We start from the raw sequence: 17,565 nt of genomic DNA on the forward strand, positions 1-17,565 counted from the left end.
GTCGGTTCGATCCCGATTTCGAGGGCGATCCCCACAATCGCGAAGGCGTTGATCCCGCAGTCACGGAGTGCGATGTCGAGATACGTCCCGGCGAACGCCGACATCGTGATCTTATCCACAACGGCCTCACTGGGCAACGGCGCAATCTCGGGAGCGATCTGGAACTGCGCAGAATCGCGTGGAAAGGCCGGCGTGGCGTCCGCCGCGCGGTCGACGCTCTGCCATGCCTTCGCGCGCCGCAGCTGGCTCACTCCGGCGACTTCGTTCGGCAGGGACATGTGCCGGGTGAAGAAGACGCGGAACCCGCCGGCGCGCGCCGCCTGCAATACCTGCCGGACTCGCTCGACGACGGCGCGCCCCGTCGCAAGTTGCGAAACGATGCCGATCTGCATGTCGTACACGATCAAGGCCGTCCGACTCGGATGGCACACCTCGTCGAGTGTCGCGGGGATATCAAGGCTGAAGGCGCGGTCCATCTTAGCGCGCGACCCCCGCGGACGTGGTGCGGTCATACGGCTCGTTGATATCGACCTTGGCGTCGAACAACACCTCGATCGGCAGCGGCACTTGGACCGGGATGAAGAACCATTCGATGAGCCCCGCCTTCGTGAGCGGAAAGTCGTCGGTGTATCGCTTTGCGGCCTTGACGCTGTCCACCTCGAACACGATCACCACCCCGAGCTCGTCCGTGCGCGCGTAGTTCTCGCGCACAATCCCGGCTTTCCACAGCCGCCACACGTTGGCTACTTCTTTGGGCAGGTACGGTTCGAGCTGGTCGTAGGTGACGCCGGGCTTCGTGCGATCGTATGCAATGACCTTCATCGTTGTGCTCCTTGGGGCTGGGTCGGCGCTTGCCTCCCCGCCGATGTGATGATACACTGGCTATGCGGGGCATTACTATACGGGATGGTAAATATATTTGTCAAGCCCATCCATGAGACGGACTATTCGAAAGCCGGCACCGCCGCACGATGGACGCGGCCGTCCGCGATCGCCGGCCATCGATGAGGCAGTCCTGCAGGCCGCCTTCCGCCTTATGGCGCAACACGGGTACGCGCGGACGTCGATCGACGCGATCGCCGCGGCCGCGGGGGTGACGAAGCCGAGCATCTACCTCAGATTCCCCGGCGGCAAGGCCGATGTGGCGACGAAAGCCCTGGCGCACGCTCGGGACCGCAGGATCGTTCCCGAGACCGGCGAGACCCGAGCCGACCTGATCGCGCACGTGCGCTACTTTCGGAAGGGCGTCTCCCGGCCGTTCGGAATGGCGATGATCGGGACGGTGCTCGCGGAAGAACATGACACGCCGCAGCTTCTCGCCTTCTTCCGAACCCATGTCATCAAGCCACGGCGGGCGATGCTGCGGGCAGTCTTCGCGCGCGCGCGCGAGCGCGGAGAACTCAGGCCTGACGCCGACCTTGAGATGGGCGCCCAGATGCTTGTTGGCGCGTACTACGCCCAGTACCTCGCCGGCATCCCGTTCCGGGAAGGATGGGACGCACAGGTCGTCGACACGGTGCTGAAAGGCCTTCGTCGCGCGTGACTATTCGCGCCTGACGTGCTCGGCGTGAACGCATCCCGGCGCAGGTGGTTCCGGAACCGACGGGTAAGCCGTACACCGCCGAGACGGGAAATGGCCCGCGCCAGCATCGGCCGCGGCTGACTGGAGGATGATGGTACATGAGCGCAGATGCGGTCGCCGCAGAAATGGCCGGGTGGCCTGAGGTGGCATGACGGGGCACAGCTGCGTCATCTCGCCGCGATTCAAGGGAGCGCTCTCCCACGTCTCCCAAGGCAAGTACGGCCGAATGTTCCCCGACCTGCCTCCGCTAAAGATCGACGAAAGCGTCCTCCGCGCGCTCGGCCGCTCGGGGTCGAGCATGGATCTCCCGGCCGGCGCATTTGACGATCCCGCGAGTGACAACGCCCGCATTCCGGCGGGCTTTCCCTTCCTGGCACAGTTCATTGCGCACGATATCACGCGCGATCCGTCGATGCTGCACCACCACGCGACGCTGAGGGAACTCCGCAATTTCCGAACACCCCGTCTCGATCTCGAGGTTGTGTACGGGGCCGGCGCCCTTGCTCATCCATATTTCTATGATCTGCGCGACTCCGACAAGTTCCTCATCGGGCAAAACGACGCGGGCCAGCAGAACGATGTACCGCGCAACGTGCAGGGGCAAGCGCTGATCGCCGACTCGCGGAACGACGTGCACATGATCATCTCGCAACTTCACCTGGTGTTCCTGAAATTTCACAACCGGATCGTGGACGAACTCCATACGCAGGGGCTGCGGGGCGATGCCGCCTTGGAGGAAGCCCGGCGTCTCGCCGCCTGGCACTATCAGTGGATCGTCGTCCACGAGCTCCTGCCTCTCAGCGTGGGAGAAAAGCTGGTAGAACAAATCCTGCATGACGGGCATCTGATCTACGCCTTCAAAGGTCAGCCCTTCATCCCCGTTGAGTTCGCCGACGCCGCCTATCGTTTCGGGCACCCGCAGATCCGCGGAACGTATGAGCTGAACGATCGCGCCGCCGGCTTGACGATCTTCCCGGACCTCGCCGGGACGCGTCCGGTCCCCGCCGCCCACGTTGTCGATTGGGCCCGGTTCTTTGCCGTGCCGGGGCACCGGCCCCCTCAGGCGAGCAAGCGCATCGACGCACGCCTCGTGCACGCCCTGATGGATCTTCCCGAGGCCATCGTCGGCGAGACCGAACGGCCCGAGCAGCACTCCCTCGCGTACCGTGATCTCGAACGCGGGGTCAACTGCGACCTCCCATCCGGTGAGGCCATCGCGCGACTCATCGGGCTCGTCCCGCTGCCTAAGGACGCGCTGGGACTGCAGACGCTCGGGTGGGAGGGCGAGACCCCGCTGTGGTTCTACGTGCTCAAGGAGGCCGAGATCCAGTGTCGTGGTGAACGCCTGGGGGATGTGGGTGGCCGGATCGTCGCCGAAGTTCTGATGGGTCTGCTTGAGGGCGATCCGCATTCGTACCGAAACGTGAACCGGCACTGGCATCCGACGTTGCCCGGGGCGCGGGCCGGTGAATTTGGGATGACGGACCTTCTAGCGTTTGCAGGTGTGGTCTAAACTCCGGCAGGCCCACGTGAGTGGAACGTGACATGATCTCACCGAGCATGCTCGCGATCTATCTTCCCGCCGTCCTGTTTTTGGTCCTGACACCTGGCCCCGCGATCCTCTTTACGCTCAATCGGTCAATCTCGTTCGGACGCCGCGCGGGATTTGTGACGGCGGCCGGGTTGCTCTCCGGGACCTGCATCCTGCAGGTCAGCGCGGTCCTGGGCGTCAGCGCTATTCTCCAGGTGTCGCCGATCGCGTACGGCGCGCTGAAGATCGCCGGGGCACTGTATCTTGTGTATTTGGGCGTCCGGACGATCCTCGCCGCGCCGGCTGATCTGCTGAACGCTGCGCCGGCCGGGCCGCCCCGCTCGTGGTGGCAGGACTATCTTGGAGGGCTGACCACGGAATTGCTCAATCCAAAGACCGCGATGTTCTACATCTCCGTGCTACCCCAGTTTGTCGACCTCCACGCCGGTCATGTGACCGCACAACTGCTCCTTCTCGGAGGCATCTTCGTCGTGTGTGCGGCGGGATCGTTGGCGATGGTCGTGCAGTCCTCGGTCCATGTGAAATGCCTGCTGGTCCGCCATCCGGTGTACGCATCCCTCTCTCGCTGGATCACCGGCAGCGTCTTCGTCGGATTTGGTGCGCGGCTGGCGCTTGAGCGCCAATAGAGTGGCCCCCAGGCCCCCAGCTCAGGACCCGCCAGGGTCCTCCGATGGCAGGGGTTCAGGAGGCAAAACTGAAATACTGGCCCAACCAGAGGCATGCGCTGGCGATCGACAGCGGCCGGCGAACAGTCGCCGAGACCCGGTCCTCACACTCGTTCAGCGCTTCGTTTAATGCCAGAGATGGGAGGAGTTTCATGCCCACGTCCGACGCGAAAAGTGCGACGTTTCCAGTCGGGAAACATTCCGAGCCAGAAGCGTGGCCCGCATTGCCATTGGAAGCATGGAGGGATACCCGCGACACGCTCCACATGTGGACGCAGATCGTTGGAAAGATCAGGCTCAAGCTCACACCTCACCTCAATCATTGGTGGGAGGTCCCTTTGTACTTGACGTCGCGCGGCCTGACCACCACGCCAATCCCGTTCGGTGATCGCACGTTCGACGCGACATTCGACTTTATCGATCACGGGCTGATCTTCCAGACGAGCGATGGGCGCACCGAAACGATCCCCCTCCGTCCTCAGTCGGTCGCCGATTTCTATCATGATGTCATGACGACGCTTCGGAGGCTCGCGATCGACGTCAGAATCTGGACGATGCCATCAGAACAGCAGGCCCCGATTCGTTTCGAAGAAGATCGCCAGCACGCATCGTACGATGCGGCCTACGCCCATCGATTCTGGCGGATTCTCCTGACGATGGACGGCATCTTCAAGGAGTTCCGGGCGCGCTTCATCGGAAAGGCCAGCCCGGTCCACTTCTTCTGGGGGAGCTTCGATCTGGCCGTGACACGCTTTTCCGGTCGCCGTGCGACCGTGCGGGAGGGCGCCGATATTATTACGCGCGAGGGATACTCACACGAGGTCAGCAGTTGCGGTTTCTGGCCGGGGAGCGGCAGCCTCACAGGCCCCGCGTTTTTCTCCTACGCGTGGCCTGAACCCCCCGGTTTCAAGGACGCCCGCATCCGTCCGACGCCTGCCTTCTACAGCGCGGAGTTCTCCAACTTCCTTCTCCTGTTTGACGATGTACGATCGGCGCCCGATCCGCGCACAATGGTGCTGGAGTTTCTACAGAGCACGTATGAGGCGGCCGCGACCCTCGGGCGATGGGATCGAGAGAACTTGGAACGATAGGTCATCCGCTCCTTGCACGGAGGTCTCCATTGAATCGCGCGCCTTGACGTACAAGACCTGGACGCTGATCGCGGCGATACTCGGCTCGAGTGTCGTATTCTTAGACTCCAGCGTGGTAACCATCGCCCTGCCCCAGATCGGGCGCGAACTCCCGACGCATCTCTTTGGTGTTCTGGAGGGGCAGTCCTACGTCTACAATGGTTACCTGCTTGCCGAGAGCGCGCTCGTAGTCCTGGCCGGCGGGCTCACCGACTTCTATGGACGGCGTAGGATGTTTTCCATCGGCGTGGCGGGGTTCGGGGTGGCGTCGATCCTCAGCGGCCTGGCGCCCACCATGGAATGGCTCGTCGTATTCCGTCTGTTGCAGGGCGTTGCCGGTGCGTTCATTATTCCCGGATCGCTGGCTCTTATCACCGCGACCTTCACCGGCGAGGCACAGGGCCGAGCCTTCGGGACCTGGTCGGGTGCCTCCGCCGGACTGACGATCCTTGGTCCGTTCATTGGGGGCCTCCTCGTGGATACCGTATCGTGGCGGGCCGTCTTTCTCGTGAATGTGCCTTTCGCCTTGCTCACACTGTGGATGGTCCAGCGGTTCGCACGCGAAAGCCATGACACAGCGACCTCGGGAGGATTCGACATACCCGGCACTATCCTATCGGCTCTGGCGATCGGCGGGTTGGTCGTCGGGACGATCTCGGGCCAGCAACGCGAGTGGCACGGTCCGGAGGCGTTTGTGGCGCTGGGCATCGGCTGTGCAGCCACCGCGCTGCTCTTCGTGCGGATCCTCAGTGCGGCCAATCCCCTTGTCCCCCCCTCTCTTTTCCGGTCTCGGAACTTTACCGTGACGAACCTGTCGACCCTGGTGATCTATGCGGCTCTCGCCGTGACGTTCTATTACCTCACCCTCTTCATGCAGGGGACACTTGGATATACTGCCGCGGCAGCTGGCGTCGCCACCATTCCCGCAGTGGTCTTCATGGCCGTCTTCTCAACACGGTTTGGTGCGCTCGCCTCGCGCTACGGGCCGCGCTGGTTCATGACAGCGGGCCCGGTCCTCATGGCCGTCGGCGCGGCCTCGCTTGCACAAGTCCCCGCGCAAAGTCCGGCATGGGCCATGCGCCCGGGCGACTTGACCACGTTCGTGCCCCCCACCGGCTACTACACCGACCTCCTCGCCGGCATGGTCCTGTTCGGCCTCGGAGCCATGATGATGGTCGCCCCCCTCACGGCGACGCTCATGGCGTCGGTCCCGGTCGAGAACGCGGGGGTCGCGTCCGCCATCAACACCGCGATCTCCGATGTGGGACCGCAACTCGCCGTGGCTTTGATCTTCATCGCGATCACCGCCAGCTTCTACACCACACTGGCGACCCATGTCCGCGGCCTCGACACGTCGTCGCAAATCGTGCGCCAGCAGATTCCTCCCCTCAACCCCGTGGCGCCGAGTGTCCCTGAAGATGTGCAGAAAGCTGCCCGCGCCGCCTCAACCGCGGCGTTTCACCTTGCCATGCTGGCCAGCGCCGCATTGTTCCTGGCGGGTGCCGTCATCAATGCCGTCGGAATACAGACACCGGCTTCCCCGCAGCGCGGAAGGGTCGTCTCTCCCGATCCACTGTGGCGCAGGTGTCGCCATGTGGCTCCGGTCGCCACTGACCGAGATCAGCCGATCTCTACGTCCTCCCAGAACCCGATCCAGTGATCGACCTGCTTCCTCGAAGCGCCCGGCGCCTCGTACGACCACGCGGCCCGTGTGCTCCGTGCGGCGTCTCCGACGATATCGTAGAATTGGACCCCATGTGGGCAGTCCAGATCGCCCTGCGTCTTCGGCGCATGCCGGAGCATATCCATGCGGACGGTTTCCCGCGGGAAGTACCGGTAACCGTCCACCTCGAGAGTTCGTTCGCTCGCCGCGATCACCTGACCGCGCCATGTCGCCTTCATGATCACCGTCCTCCATGTGTTTCTCCTTCCACGTTAGCACGAGTCGTGTAGCAATGGGAACCGAGCGTGGGGATCCCGCACCCTCGTGGTTGCATTTTGTTTCTCACCCTATCGCAGGAGCATGGTCGTCAGCATGGTCGCCACCAGCGTCCTGGCTTCCCCGTCAACCGCAAAGACATCACCCGTACAGACGGTGATCGTCCGTCCGGGCCTCGTCACCCGGCCGCACGCAATCATCCGGCTGCCACGGGCTGGGGCGAGGAAATTGACCTTGTACTCGACCGTCAACACTTCGGTTCCCGTGGACATGAGGCTCAGCGCAGCGTACCCGCAGGCACTGTCCACAATCGCCGTGACGACACCCCCGTGCATATACCCGTGTTGTTGAGTAAGGTCGCTTCGAAACGGGAGCTCAATGTCCACCTCGCCCGGAGACACCCGTGTCATGGTTGCACCGATGGCGGCCATGAACCCCTGCCGCGCGAAACTCTGGCGGACACGTGTCTCGAAGCTGGGGTCCTTGGACTCGAAACTCGCCACGACGGTGTCCTTTTCGCGCCCCGCAGGTTTATTCTCTCAGCTTACCAGGAGGGCGTCGGCCCATCTTGAGGGCGCACGCTGTTCGCGTGAACGGCCCCGTCGGCGCGGCTACCGGACGATGAGAACGATCGACAAGGCAAGCAGGGCGCCCATGGTGCGATTGAAGATCCTCAGGCTGCGGCGGCTGTGCAGGACGCGCTGGGCGGCAGCTCCGAATGCCAACCACAAGAAGCAGCTCGGCAGTGCCGCCAGTACGAACAGCCCACCGAGGGAGGCCGCCTGCACGACGGCACTCCCCGCCTGGGCGCTGAGAAAGGTGCCCGCGAGCCCCGCGATGAGCCAGGACTTCGGGTTCACCCACTGGAAAACGGCAGCGCCCAGAAACCCCACCGGGTCCCTGTCCGGCTGCGAATCGACGCGGCCGGACGACGTCGCGATCTTCCACGAGAGCCAAAGCAGGAAGGCGGCACCACCGCCCTTGAGCGCCCAGAGCAGCGAAGCGTGCCGGAGAACGAGACTCCCGAGGCCGAACGGCACCAGAAACATCATGAGACCCATCCCGGTCATCACGCCGAACAGGCTGGGAAGCCCTCTCATGATGCCCGCGTTGGCGCCGACCGCGGCCAGCATCGTGTTGCTGGGGCCCGGGGTGACGGCGGCCACAATGGCGAAGAGAAGAAACGCCACGACCTGCTCCGTCGTCGTACGCTACCTCCAGGGATCAGCAGGCCTCTTGACGGAGGCGACCGATGCAATCTAAGCAAACCAGATGGGCCGGCGAGGGTCTTGAACGATCGTGCCGGGGAACGGTGGCGGGCTGGATCACCAGCACGAGGCCGGCCGGCGGCGTTGAGCTCTTCAGCGCGTGGTTCGCGGGCGAGGCCTACCAGAAGCATCGGCACGACGCGTACGCCGTCGGCGTAACCGACTCCGGCGTGCAGGTCTTCGACTACCGGGGCTCGGCCCATGTGAGCACTCCAGGGCAGGTGACCGTGCTCTATCCGGACGAGGTCCACGACGGACGCGCCGGCACCAGCGATGGATTCGGGTACCGGATCGTCTACGTGGACCCGTCGCTGTTGGCCGAGGCGGTCCAGGTGCTCCGCGGAAGGCCCGCCCCACTGCCGTTCGTCGGCGAGCCCGTGTCGACGAGCCCGCGGCTGTCGCACACCATCGAGGCAGCCTTTAGCGCTCCGCCGGAATCGCTGGCGATGGACAGCCTCGTCGCCGACCTGGCGGAAGGACTGGTAGCCGCAGAATGCGGAGGTTCTGGCCCGGGGGGGTCACGACGCATCGACGTCCGGGCCCTCGAACGGGGGCGACAGTTCCTGGACGCTGAGAAGACGCGCGTCGTGCGCTCGACGGAACTCGAGTCGATCACCGGACTAACTCGCTATGAGCTGTCCCGCCAGTTCAGGATCATGTTCGGGACCAGCCCCTACCGCTATCTGCTCATGCGCCGTCTCGACTACGCGCGTGAGCGGATTCACCGGGATCGACCTCTCGTCGAGGTCGCGTGCGATGCGGGCTTCGCCGACCAGGCGCACTTCACCCGCGCCTTCAGGTCGACGTTCGGGCTGACCCCCGCGCATTACCGCGCGTTTTTGAGGGCGGGTCGGACGCGTCAAGCGCGGAAGGCCCATACGTAGGAGGATCTACATGTTCAAATCGGTCCAGGCGAGGCTTCGGCGAAGGCCCGGCAATTGTTGGTAGGAGGGGATCATTATGGTCCAGGCGGATCTTGCGAAAGCAATCCGGGATCGCGAGGAGATCAAGATCACTGTGAAGGGACGTCGCAGCGGGCACGAAGTGACACTTCCGGTATGGTTCGTACTCGAGGGAAAGACCTTGTGGCTCCTCCCGGTGCATGGGTCGCGCACCCAGTGGTTCCGGAATGTGCTCGCCGATCCGACGCTCACCCTGCGGGCGGGCCGACGCGCGGTGACGGCGATGGGGCGTCCGAGACGGGCACGATCGGCGGTCCAGCGAGTGCTGGACCGGTTCCGGAAGAAATATAGTGCCAAGCTCGTCGCCCAATATTACGACCACTCGGATGTCGTTGTCGATGTCCCGATCGATGCTTGCGGCCAGGCGAAATAGCCGGCAGAAACATTCCGCGTCTACTTTGGATATTTCTGATAGTTGTTTGCCGGCGTCCCAGGTGTGGCCCGTTCCTCCTTCACTACTTCAGCGCTCACGGCCGCGGCATTGTTTCCCTAAGAACTGCGGATATACGTGAGCGTCTGGCTAATCTGATCGTCGTTCAGAGATCCCGCGAACCCCGGCATGACCCCATTGTACGTCTCGGCACGTCCATGGATTCGCAGGATACGCTTGTCTTTAGTGTGCTCACTGGCGTACGGTCGATCAGCCAGGTGTTCCCGCTCGAGCGCGCCGCAGAGGCATACGAATTGATGATGAGCTGTAAGGCACGGTTCCGATGTGTTCTCACAACTGGGCATTAAACTGGGCAGAGCGCGCCTCTCCTCCTGGACGTCTCCCGACTGAGGGTCACTCAGTCATCGGGTTTGGGCGCGGAGACGTTCGACATCCCTGAACGTGTTGGACCAGGTGCCATCGAGGTGCGGCTGCGCGTCAAGACGGTGGAGCGCGTCGCCGCGCAGGAACTACTTTCCGAGACGGGACACCTCGAGGAGCTGACAGTCGGCTCGCGCCTCGCTCGCCGCCGACCAGATTCGTTCCGTTGCCAGCCGCCAGATGTTCCGTTGCATGCGCTCGTGCGTTCGAATCACAGCCGCGACGAATGCGTCGATATCCGTTTCCGTCTCCCCACCCAGGACTCGGCTCAAGAGTGTGTCGGACGTCATCGGATCCCCCCTCCCGGACACGCTCGATCGAGGCGTCCATCGATACTGTGGCAGACGGGGGCGCTGTCGGCATCGTCCGAAGGGACATCCTGGCCTGCACCCCAGCCCCGGCCGTTTGGGCAGCCGCACCGGCAGTCTCAACACGGTCGGCTCAGGCGCTCCGACCCCCCGCCCAGGATTCCCACCGCAACGGTCGGGATCTCGCTAGACTGCCACTAGGCATTCATCTGGTTGGTGTGCCGCCGCGAGAGGCCGGGGGGAGCCCCCGCCGACCTTTTGCTAAATCGCGGAGTGCCCTTTCGGACGATGTCCAACTGCAGGACAATGTAGCCGCCGTGGAACTCAAGCTGACTGAAGATGAAATCAGGCTACTCGACGAGGTGAGCGCTCTGCCCCCCGAATATCCGGGCTGGATGTTCCCCGTCCAAGGCGCGAGCCGGTTGGGAGCGCTTGAGCATCCGCTGCAGAACAACGTGCACCAACCCCGCAATAATCACTAAGGGGGCTTCCCTTGCCGTGTCACCCCGCTTCGGCCCGGGCCTGTCTAGTCCACCGCCCCATCCTCTACGGTAAGATCGAGGAAGTCGGCGATGTTCCCCAGCCTGCCGATCACGCGGAGCCATGGCGGCGCGGCACGATGCTGCTCGTCGCGGTACAGACGAGGTCGCGTTAGCCGGACAGTCCGCCCACGCGTCTCGAGCGTGCAGCCGCCAGCGGCCAGGACGTTGCGAACCCAATCTGAGTCGGGGCCATACGTGAGCGCGACGACGTAACCGCCGGGACGCCGAAAGACGTTCACGGGCGTGCGGTAGCGGCGGCCGGTCTTCCGCCCCGTGTGTACTATTACACCGAAGGCGGGCAAGTACCGCGCCCAGGGACCCAGCAGGCGATTCGTGACGTATCGGTTGAAGCGTGCGAGCCACCGGGGCAACGGCATGGGCAGTACCCCCCCATGCGGGTGGACGTGGGCGCCTTGTTACGTTCTTACCCGCGGCGAACGACCCACGCGCGTGGGCGGCATTCGCTGCGCGGGCAGGGAGCCCCTCTCCGCTGCGAAGGGTGGCCGAGGAAACGCGCCGAACCGGTGAAGATCAGCAGACCAAAATCCGGGGGGAGGTCGCGGCCATTCCACTAGGTTCTGATCGCACCCGGAGTGGTGCTCTGCCTCTTGCTCTTCTCGGGGAGCATTTTGATCGCACAGGCACTCGCTACTTGAGCTAGTTCCGCAGCTGACCCTGACACCGCATGACTCGGGGTTGGATCTTGCATACGTCCGATGCTCATTCGTGTTCTCGGAGTCCAATCCCAATCAACGCTGAGACATCAAACCAAATGCCGTGTTCGCCTTTTAGACTCCTCACCTCTTCCAGAATTTCCTTCCTGAAGCGCGCGAGGGACTCTGGTGGCAACCGGCTCAACCTCCCGCGCGGCGCAGCTCCCCACAAGAACGTCCACCAGTCCTCGGGCTCAATGAAATAGCCGGCTGGTTGGGGGACGACTTGTCTGTCTCGAAATCCTGTCTTTTCCAGGAGAGTGAGGAGGTGCTCGGGCTCCTCACACTTCTTCCATGATTCCGCGGGAGGGGGAACACGACGGGTGCCGTAGCGCTCCAGACGGGCTTGCATCATCTCCATCATTGGTTCGTGAGACTGCTTGGCCCAGGTTGAGAACGCCAGACGCCCACCCGGCCGCAATACTCGCTGCATCTCGCGCATTCCACGGAGTATGTCAGGCAGAAACCAGACAGCAAACCCACACAACACCACGTCGAACGTTGCGTCATCGAACTCAAGCTTCTCCGCGTCCATCAACCGAAACTCGACCGGCAGGCTCCCGGTTCTGCGACGCGCCTGTGCCAGCATGCCCTCTGCCAGATCGATTCCGACAATCCGTCCCCTTGGCCCGACCGCCCGAGCTGCTGCGAACGCCACCTTCCCAGTGCCCGTGGCTACATCGAGCACCTGCGCACCTTCATGAACCTGCGCTTCTCGTATGAGCGCGAGTGCATGCAAGTCGAAACATCTCAAAGCTGGCTCGTTATACGTGTCGGAGGCAAGGTCAAACGCGGCCACGACCCGGCGCTTTTGCTCTTCCATTACTCACCTCGTGATCTCAGCATAGCTCATGTCGGGGGGTCTAATCGTCCGGGGCAACCATCGTGTCCGACCGGTTGCGGACCGGCTCGCGCGCGTAGGCAAGCTGGAGGGGCGGCATCGGCCTGAGTCGAAAACTGGACGCGTTCATGGACCAGCAGATCCGGTTCTGCACGGCCCGGGATGGCGTCCGCATCGCCTATGCTTCGATTGGCGACGGACCCCCGCTGGTCAAAGCGGCCAACTGGTTGACTCACCTCGAATTCGACTGGCACAGTCCGATCTGGCGGCACTGGATGGAGGCGCTGGCGGCAGGTCGCCGGCTCGTGCGGTACGACGAGCGCGGCTGCGGTCTTTCCGATTGGGATGTTAGAGATTTCTCTTTCGATGCCATGGTACACGACTTGGAGGCCGTGGTCGACGCGCTCAACGTCGATCGGGTGCCTCTGTTGGGCATCTCGCAAGGCGGCGCGGTTTCCGCGGCGTACGCCGTGCGTCATCCCGAGCGAGTGACCCATCTCATCCTGTACGGTGCGTTCGCCCGCGGCCACCTTAAACGAGGACAGGTCACGCGCGAGGAGCACGAGGCGCAGTTGTCTCTGGTCAGGCTCGGCTGGGGCCGGGACAATCCGGCATACCGCCAGATATTCACCGCGCAGTTTATGCCCGACGCTCGGATCGAGCAAGTCCGATGGTTCAATGAGCTCATGCGGGCCTCCACGTCTGCCGAGAACGCCGTCAAGATTATGGAGGCATTCGGGCAGATCGATGTCACCGATCTGCTCCCTCGGGTCACCGTCCCCACCATCGTCCTACACTGCCGGGACGACGCACGCGTGCCGTTCGAAGAAGGACGCAGGATGGCCGCGCTGATCCCGGGCGCGCGCTTCATCCCGCTCGAGGGGAAGAACCACTTGCCTCAGGAGGGCGACCCGTGTTGGCAGCCGCTGATCGCAGAAGTCCGGCGCTTTCTCGATACGGCAGGGTACGGGACCGAGGGACGCGCGGCAGTGGCGCCAGCGAGACCTACTTCTGGTGGCTGGCTGCTCGCCCTGCTGACCCCCCGCGAGCGGGAAGTCGCGGCGTTGGTCGCTCAAGGGCTTGCCAATCGCGAGATCGCCGAGCGGCTGGTGATCACGGAGCGGACGGCTGAGGGCCACGTGCAGAGCATTCTGAACAAGCTCGGCTTCAACTCCCGCGTCCAGGTCGCGGCGTGGGCGGTCTCGCAGGGCCTCTACGCGGGCCCGCCGCACTGAGAGGGCGGGCGAGTCCTGCTCGGTACCTGCCACGAAAACACGTACCTGCTCCGCGAAAGACACGTACTTCCCCCGGTGACGCCCACTCCGGCTTGTCGCTAATCTGAAGCCAGCAAGTTCAAAGTGATATGGGTTGCAAGCACCGAAAGGCAGACTGACGGGGGCTATTGTGCGGGCACCAACCCATCTGGCGCAGACCCAGCAGCACCGCTCTGCCATGGGCCCAGTCTGTCTCGCCATATCGTCGCTGCTGCTGCTCGTGTTCCCGCTGGTCAGGCCGTTTACTGATAGAACAGGTACCCCCGCAGAGGTCGCCGCTACGTTTGCGTCAACGCCTTGGGTTGCCGCGCACATCCTTGCAGGTCTCGGATTTGTCCTGCTTCCCGTGGGGCTCCTCGCATTGTCCGAATTTCTGCGAGACACCCACGTCGAGCGCCTGGCAGCCCCGGGATTGATCGTCAGCTGGATTGGCGTCGGATTCATCCTGCCCACGGTTTTCGGAACCGAGCCGTTTGCGCTGCGGGCAATCGGTCAGGCCGCAATTCGGCAGAAGAACATGGACCTGCTGGCCCTGGCGATGGCGATCCGCATGGGCCCGCAGGCCCGATTTCTCTTTCCGGGCCTGCTCGTACTCGCGGTCGGCGCCGTACTGATCGCGGTTGCCGTGTGGCGCTCCGGCGCGTTACCCCGATGGAGCGGCGTGCTGTTCGCGCTCGGACTGGCGCTGTTCTTTCCGCTATTTCCCCGGGCGATTCGGGTCGTGGACGGCTTGCTGATCGGGGTCGGAGGCGTTTGGATCGCCTTGAGCATGCTGCGGCACCCAGGCCGAAACGAGACGAGATCATAGTAGAATCATTACCTGCTCGCGATCACGAAGTAGTGCTCGTACGCCTGCCGGCCTTCATCGAGGATCCGCAGTCGCTCGCGGCCGAGAAGCTTCGTAATCTGCCGGGCCGCCAGCCGGTGTGCAAGAGGGGGGCCGACCAACCCCTCGGCGTCGGGATCGAATTCCGCGATCAGGACTTTTGCGTGACCGTTCAGGACACCCACTACTTTGTGCAGCACTGCCTGTGGGCGATCGACGTGGTGCAGAACGTCGGTGAGCATCACCAGATCGACATCACCGTCAACATCCACAGCCTCTTCGGCGTCTCCTTTCAGCACAACCACGTTGTCGACGCCGCGCAACTCGAGGGCTCGCCGCAGATACGCGACCGCACTCTCCGCCTTCTCCAGCGCGTACACTCTCCCGCCCGCTCCCACGACCTTGGCATATTCACAGGTGAACTCTCCCGGTCCCGGGCCAATGTCCAGCACGCGGCTGCCCGCTCGCATGTCGGTGAGCGCGATCCATTCCCGCGCCAGATCGATCCGCGCGACTTGGCGTCGCCCGATGTCGTCCCAATCCGCCTCCGATAGATCCTTCTGGAAGTGCACCCCAGATCTCCGCTATCTCATCCGCAGACTGGCGAACAGACGAGTGGGGTTTTCAGCTTGCTGTTACTTCACCACGTACGCGTCGCTCAACGCCGGATATGTCGAGTAGTTGTAGCGGACCCCTTGCACATTGGAGCGGCGCACCCACACCGACAGTTCGTCCATCATCGGCATCGCGATAGCCTGATCCAGGAGCATGTGGTCGAGGCGCACATATACAGCCTGCCGCTTCACAGGATCTAGCGTGCTCCGTCCCTCGGTGAGGAGCCGATCGGCCTCGGGGTTGGAATAGCAGGACCAGTTGAAGTTCGACCCGATGTTCGCCGAGGCGAACAATGCGTACAGCGTGTCGGGATCGTTTGACCGCAGGAAGATCGTCCCCGCGTGGTCGGCGCAGCGGAAGTTATCGTCTGCAAACCCGCCGATGGACTGGCTCTTGATCTTGAGTTCGATCCCGAGATCGAGCAGCTGACCCTGCACCGGCTGGACATCGGGCAGGTCGCCGCCTCCGCTGTTAAGCGAATTGAAGACCAGTGAGAGCGGGCGGTTGTCCTTTATGCGCAGATGGTTGGGTCCCATCTTCCAGCCGGCCTCGTCGAGGAGTTGCGCGGCTTTGCCCGGATTGTACGGGTAATATGCGCACGCGGCCGTGTCCTGGAGCATCACATGGCTAACGATGCCACATGCCGGCGAGCCGAGGCCCCGGTACAGCGCGCTGATGATCGCCCGGCGGTTGATGCCGTAGATAAGCGCCTGTCGCACCCGCACGTCATCCATAGGCGGGAGCCGGACATTGAACAACCACAAGTAGGCCGACCCGGGGAACGGCCGGGCATCCTCTACAAGCCGCGAGTCTTTTCTCAGTTGGGCCAAGATCGCGCCCCCGCCCGGCCCGTACCCAAGCACGTAAATCATCTGCGTCTCTCCCGAGGAGACCGTGATGGCGCGGGTCCCGGGTTCAGGCACGATCTTCCAGACGACGCGCTCGAGGTACGGCGGTCCTTGATGATCGCTCCAAGGTGCTCGACGATTGTAATCGGGGTTGCGGGCGAACGTCACGTGGTCGTTCGTGACATACTCGCCCACAACGAACGGCCCGCTCCCGACCGCCCCGTGGGCGACGGCCGCCGGGGTTTGGGTGGCCGTGGTCTTCGGTGACAGGATCCCAAGAACACCGCCAGCCGCATACGCGAGAAACGGCGCGTATGGTTCCTTGAAATGCACCTGCACGGTATGGTCGTCCACCACAGTTGTGCCGGTGTACCCGACGAGCGCATTGATCGCGCCCCCGGGGCGAAAATTCGGGTTCACGATGCGGTCGAGGTTCCACTTGACGGCTTCCGCATTGAGCGGCGCACCGTCCGTGAAGCGGACGTCCTGCCTGAGCGTGAACGTGAACGTCCGTCCGTCGGAAGAGATGCGGTAGGCCGTAGCAAGCCACGGGACGGTCTTCCCGTCCGGCTGCTGGTACACCAGGCTCTCAATCAGGTTCAGGCTGCCAACGAGGTAGGTGTTGGCGTATGCCGACGCGTGCGGATCAAGCGTGATCGGATCCGACGTGATCCCGAGCGCCAACACCCCTCCGGTCACGGGTGCCGCGCCGGCGGCCGAGACGGACAAGACCAGCGCAGCGGCGAGGATCGTGGCGGACCACCGGCTCGCGTGTGCTCCCGTGCTGCCACCTTGCATCATGACACAACACCCCCGGGAGAAATGACGATTCAGCTTTCGATGCGAGCGCCGGCCGTCCCTGGCGAACGGCACGGACGAGGTTGGTGAGCGTCATGCGCGACAGATCTTTTGGTCTTGCTCGAGGAGCCGCTGGATGGCGACCCGGAAACCGGTTCGAATTCCTTGCGATGGTGGACGCGCTTGAGCAGCTGCGGCGTATTTTCATGAGATCGATCTTCATAAGAGGTTCACAAGCGCTCCACGAGTTCTTCACCAGAGCAGGGTAACATCAGGAGGTGCAAGGGATAAAATTCGATGTCCCTTCGGGGACTATCTGTAAGGGGAACGGAGGTGGACGGTCATGAAAAGGCTTGCGATGCGACTGAGATTACTAATAGCAACCTGCCTGATGTTGGTCAGCGCCCCAATGACTTTCGCCCCCGCGCCAGCACAGGCTCAGGGACTGTATGTTCAGATCGGCCCCGGACCTCAATATGGTCCCTACGATTATCGACGAGACAGGTTTTGCCGCGCAGCGTACTGGAACCGTGACTGGCGGGCGATGCGGTGGTGCAGGTCGCAAGGTGTATACGGGCCGTATGATCGCCCATACGGACCATATAACTATAGGTAGTCGCTACGAATAATGGCGGGCGGGGTCTGTCCGGTCCAGACCCCGCTCCCTTCGATAGTTCGCATAGCGCGGTCCCCTCTCCCGATCCTTCGTTAATTGCTTTGCGGCTTAACCTCATCCAGTGTTCCCGCCTTGATTGCGCGGACGAGCACATTCCATTCCTCTACGCGTAACTTCACCAGATTAGAGCCTTCCCCTATGCACACCTCATGATCGCTTACCTCAACCGTAGGACATTGGCTACAAGCGGGACACAGAAATACGACTTTCGCCAT

The 17,565-nt window shown here is 63.2% G+C and carries 19 protein-coding genes and 2 pseudogenes; 11 read left to right on the forward strand and 10 right to left on the reverse strand.

Going from position 1 to position 17,565, the window contains the following annotated elements; genetic code table 11:
* A partial coding sequence (locus VFP86_19460; GenBank protein ID HET9001829.1) for a cysteine hydrolase occupies positions 1 to 476 on the reverse strand: 476 nt, incomplete at its 3' end.
* Between the two features lies 1 nt (position 477).
* The gene (locus VFP86_19465; GenBank protein HET9001830.1) at positions 478 to 822 is read right to left on the reverse strand and encodes a hypothetical protein; all 345 of its coding nucleotides are present in this window, start codon (positions 820 to 822) and stop codon (positions 478 to 480) included.
* Positions 823 to 934: 112 nt separating this feature from the next.
* Here VFP86_19465 and VFP86_19470 point away from each other — a divergent pair, with 112 nt between their 5' ends.
* The 5 genes from VFP86_19470 to VFP86_19490 all read left to right on the forward strand — a co-directional run bounded on the left by VFP86_19470 (position 935) and on the right by VFP86_19490 (position 6,589).
* On the forward strand, positions 935 to 1,543 hold the full coding sequence (locus tag VFP86_19470) for a TetR/AcrR family transcriptional regulator (protein HET9001831.1): 609 nt from the start codon (positions 935 to 937) through the stop codon (positions 1,541 to 1,543).
* Between the two features lie 187 nt (positions 1,544 to 1,730).
* Positions 1,731 to 3,095, forward strand: a complete 1,365-nt coding sequence (locus VFP86_19475; GenBank protein HET9001832.1) for a heme peroxidase family protein — start codon at positions 1,731 to 1,733, stop codon at positions 3,093 to 3,095.
* Positions 3,096 to 3,127: 32 nt separating this feature from the next.
* Entirely contained in the window at positions 3,128 to 3,760 is a 633-nt protein-coding gene (locus tag VFP86_19480; GenBank protein ID HET9001833.1) for a LysE family translocator, read from the forward strand.
* 191 nt (positions 3,761 to 3,951) lie between these two features.
* Positions 3,952 to 4,890 carry a DUF5996 family protein gene (locus VFP86_19485; protein ID HET9001834.1) on the forward strand — a complete coding sequence of 313 codons (939 nt, stop codon included), beginning with the start codon at positions 3,952 to 3,954 and terminating at the stop codon, positions 4,888 to 4,890.
* A gap of 43 nt (positions 4,891 to 4,933) precedes the next feature.
* A complete protein-coding gene (locus tag VFP86_19490) occupies positions 4,934 to 6,589 on the forward strand; it encodes an MFS transporter (GenBank protein ID HET9001835.1) in 1,656 nt (551 codons plus the stop codon).
* Here VFP86_19490 and VFP86_19495 read toward each other — a convergent pair.
* From VFP86_19495 to VFP86_19505, 3 genes are all read right to left on the reverse strand, one after another.
* Complete coding sequence (locus VFP86_19495) at positions 6,550 to 6,831, reverse strand: DUF427 domain-containing protein (protein ID HET9001836.1); 282 nt, start codon at positions 6,829 to 6,831, stop codon at positions 6,550 to 6,552. The two genes, VFP86_19490 and VFP86_19495, sit on opposite strands and share 40 nt — an antisense overlap.
* A 108-nt stretch (positions 6,832 to 6,939) precedes the next feature.
* Positions 6,940 to 7,371 carry a PaaI family thioesterase gene (locus tag VFP86_19500; protein HET9001837.1) on the reverse strand — a complete coding sequence of 144 codons (432 nt, stop codon included), beginning with the start codon at positions 7,369 to 7,371 and terminating at the stop codon, positions 6,940 to 6,942.
* Positions 7,372 to 7,479: 108 nt separating this feature from the next.
* On the reverse strand, positions 7,480 to 8,058 hold the full coding sequence (locus VFP86_19505) for a LysE family translocator (protein HET9001838.1): 579 nt from the start codon (positions 8,056 to 8,058) through the stop codon (positions 7,480 to 7,482).
* A 62-nt stretch (positions 8,059 to 8,120) separates the two neighbouring features.
* Between VFP86_19505 and VFP86_19510 the strand changes: the two genes are divergently transcribed.
* From VFP86_19510 to VFP86_19520, 3 genes and pseudogenes are all read left to right on the forward strand, one after another.
* Positions 8,121 to 9,020 carry an AraC family transcriptional regulator gene (locus VFP86_19510; GenBank protein ID HET9001839.1) on the forward strand — a complete coding sequence of 300 codons (900 nt, stop codon included), beginning with the start codon at positions 8,121 to 8,123 and terminating at the stop codon, positions 9,018 to 9,020.
* A 76-nt stretch (positions 9,021 to 9,096) separates the two neighbouring features.
* Complete coding sequence (locus tag VFP86_19515) at positions 9,097 to 9,471, forward strand: nitroreductase/quinone reductase family protein (protein HET9001840.1); 375 nt, start codon at positions 9,097 to 9,099, stop codon at positions 9,469 to 9,471.
* A 206-nt stretch (positions 9,472 to 9,677) separates the two neighbouring features.
* Positions 9,678 to 9,836: pseudogene (locus VFP86_19520) on the forward strand (alcohol dehydrogenase).
* A gap of 162 nt (positions 9,837 to 9,998) precedes the next feature.
* Here the strand turns inward: VFP86_19520 and VFP86_19525 are convergent.
* Positions 9,999 to 10,199: a hypothetical protein gene (locus tag VFP86_19525; protein HET9001841.1), complete on the reverse strand. Its 201-nt coding sequence runs from the start codon at positions 10,197 to 10,199 to the stop codon at positions 9,999 to 10,001.
* A gap of 311 nt (positions 10,200 to 10,510) precedes the next feature.
* On the opposite strand from VFP86_19525, the pseudogene VFP86_19530 reads away from it, so the two are divergent.
* Positions 10,511 to 10,699 (forward strand): annotated as a pseudogene (locus tag VFP86_19530) (hypothetical protein).
* Between the two features lie 44 nt (positions 10,700 to 10,743).
* Here VFP86_19530 and VFP86_19535 read toward each other — a convergent pair.
* Positions 10,744 to 11,136: a nitroreductase family deazaflavin-dependent oxidoreductase gene (locus VFP86_19535; protein ID HET9001842.1), complete on the reverse strand. Its 393-nt coding sequence runs from the start codon at positions 11,134 to 11,136 to the stop codon at positions 10,744 to 10,746.
* A 343-nt stretch (positions 11,137 to 11,479) separates the two neighbouring features.
* Complete coding sequence (locus VFP86_19540; protein ID HET9001843.1) at positions 11,480 to 12,295, reverse strand: class I SAM-dependent methyltransferase; 816 nt, start codon at positions 12,293 to 12,295, stop codon at positions 11,480 to 11,482.
* A 146-nt stretch (positions 12,296 to 12,441) separates the two neighbouring features.
* On the opposite strand from VFP86_19540, the gene VFP86_19545 reads away from it, so the two are divergent.
* Positions 12,442 to 13,548 (forward strand): alpha/beta fold hydrolase, encoded by a 1,107-nt coding sequence (locus VFP86_19545; protein ID HET9001844.1) that lies wholly within the window; start codon positions 12,442 to 12,444, stop codon positions 13,546 to 13,548.
* 169 nt (positions 13,549 to 13,717) lie between these two features.
* Positions 13,718 to 14,395 carry a hypothetical protein gene (locus tag VFP86_19550; protein HET9001845.1) on the forward strand — a complete coding sequence of 226 codons (678 nt, stop codon included), beginning with the start codon at positions 13,718 to 13,720 and terminating at the stop codon, positions 14,393 to 14,395.
* Positions 14,396 to 14,403: 8 nt separating this feature from the next.
* Here the strand turns inward: VFP86_19550 and VFP86_19555 are convergent, their stop codons facing one another.
* Positions 14,404 to 14,985: a methyltransferase domain-containing protein gene (locus VFP86_19555; GenBank protein ID HET9001846.1), complete on the reverse strand. Its 582-nt coding sequence runs from the start codon at positions 14,983 to 14,985 to the stop codon at positions 14,404 to 14,406.
* 63 nt (positions 14,986 to 15,048) lie between these two features.
* A complete protein-coding gene (locus tag VFP86_19560) occupies positions 15,049 to 16,677 on the reverse strand; it encodes an ABC transporter substrate-binding protein (GenBank protein HET9001847.1) in 1,629 nt (542 codons plus the stop codon).
* Positions 16,678 to 17,565 lie beyond the last annotated feature (888 nt).

Source organism: bacterium (assembly GCA_035703895.1).
In the GTDB taxonomy this organism is placed as follows: Bacteria; Sysuimicrobiota; Sysuimicrobiia; order Sysuimicrobiales; family Segetimicrobiaceae; genus Segetimicrobium.

Bases quoted from the DNA above. Each gene is read 5' to 3' on its own strand.
- VFP86_19465 (HET9001830.1), bottom strand. From the start codon at position 822: ATGAAGGTCATTGCATACGATCGCACGAAGCCCGGCGTCACCTACGAC.
- VFP86_19470 (HET9001831.1), top strand. From the start codon at position 935: ATGAGACGGACTATTCGAAAGCCGGCACCGCCGCACGATGGACGCGGC.
- VFP86_19475 (HET9001832.1), top strand. From the start codon at position 1,731: ATGACGGGGCACAGCTGCGTCATCTCGCCGCGATTCAAGGGAGCGCTC.
- VFP86_19480 (HET9001833.1), top strand. From the start codon at position 3,128: ATGATCTCACCGAGCATGCTCGCGATCTATCTTCCCGCCGTCCTGTTT.
- VFP86_19485 (HET9001834.1), top strand. From the start codon at position 3,952: ATGCCCACGTCCGACGCGAAAAGTGCGACGTTTCCAGTCGGGAAACAT.
- VFP86_19495 (HET9001836.1), bottom strand. From the start codon at position 6,831: ATGAAGGCGACATGGCGCGGTCAGGTGATCGCGGCGAGCGAACGAACT.
- VFP86_19510 (HET9001839.1), top strand. From the start codon at position 8,121: ATGCAATCTAAGCAAACCAGATGGGCCGGCGAGGGTCTTGAACGATCG.
- VFP86_19515 (HET9001840.1), top strand. From the start codon at position 9,097: ATGGTCCAGGCGGATCTTGCGAAAGCAATCCGGGATCGCGAGGAGATC.
- VFP86_19525 (HET9001841.1), bottom strand. From the start codon at position 10,199: ATGACGTCCGACACACTCTTGAGCCGAGTCCTGGGTGGGGAGACGGAA.
- VFP86_19535 (HET9001842.1), bottom strand. From the start codon at position 11,136: ATGCCGTTGCCCCGGTGGCTCGCACGCTTCAACCGATACGTCACGAAT.
- VFP86_19540 (HET9001843.1), bottom strand. From the start codon at position 12,295: ATGGAAGAGCAAAAGCGCCGGGTCGTGGCCGCGTTTGACCTTGCCTCC.
- VFP86_19545 (HET9001844.1), top strand. From the start codon at position 12,442: ATGGACCAGCAGATCCGGTTCTGCACGGCCCGGGATGGCGTCCGCATC.
- VFP86_19560 (HET9001847.1), bottom strand. From the start codon at position 16,677: ATGATGCAAGGTGGCAGCACGGGAGCACACGCGAGCCGGTGGTCCGCC.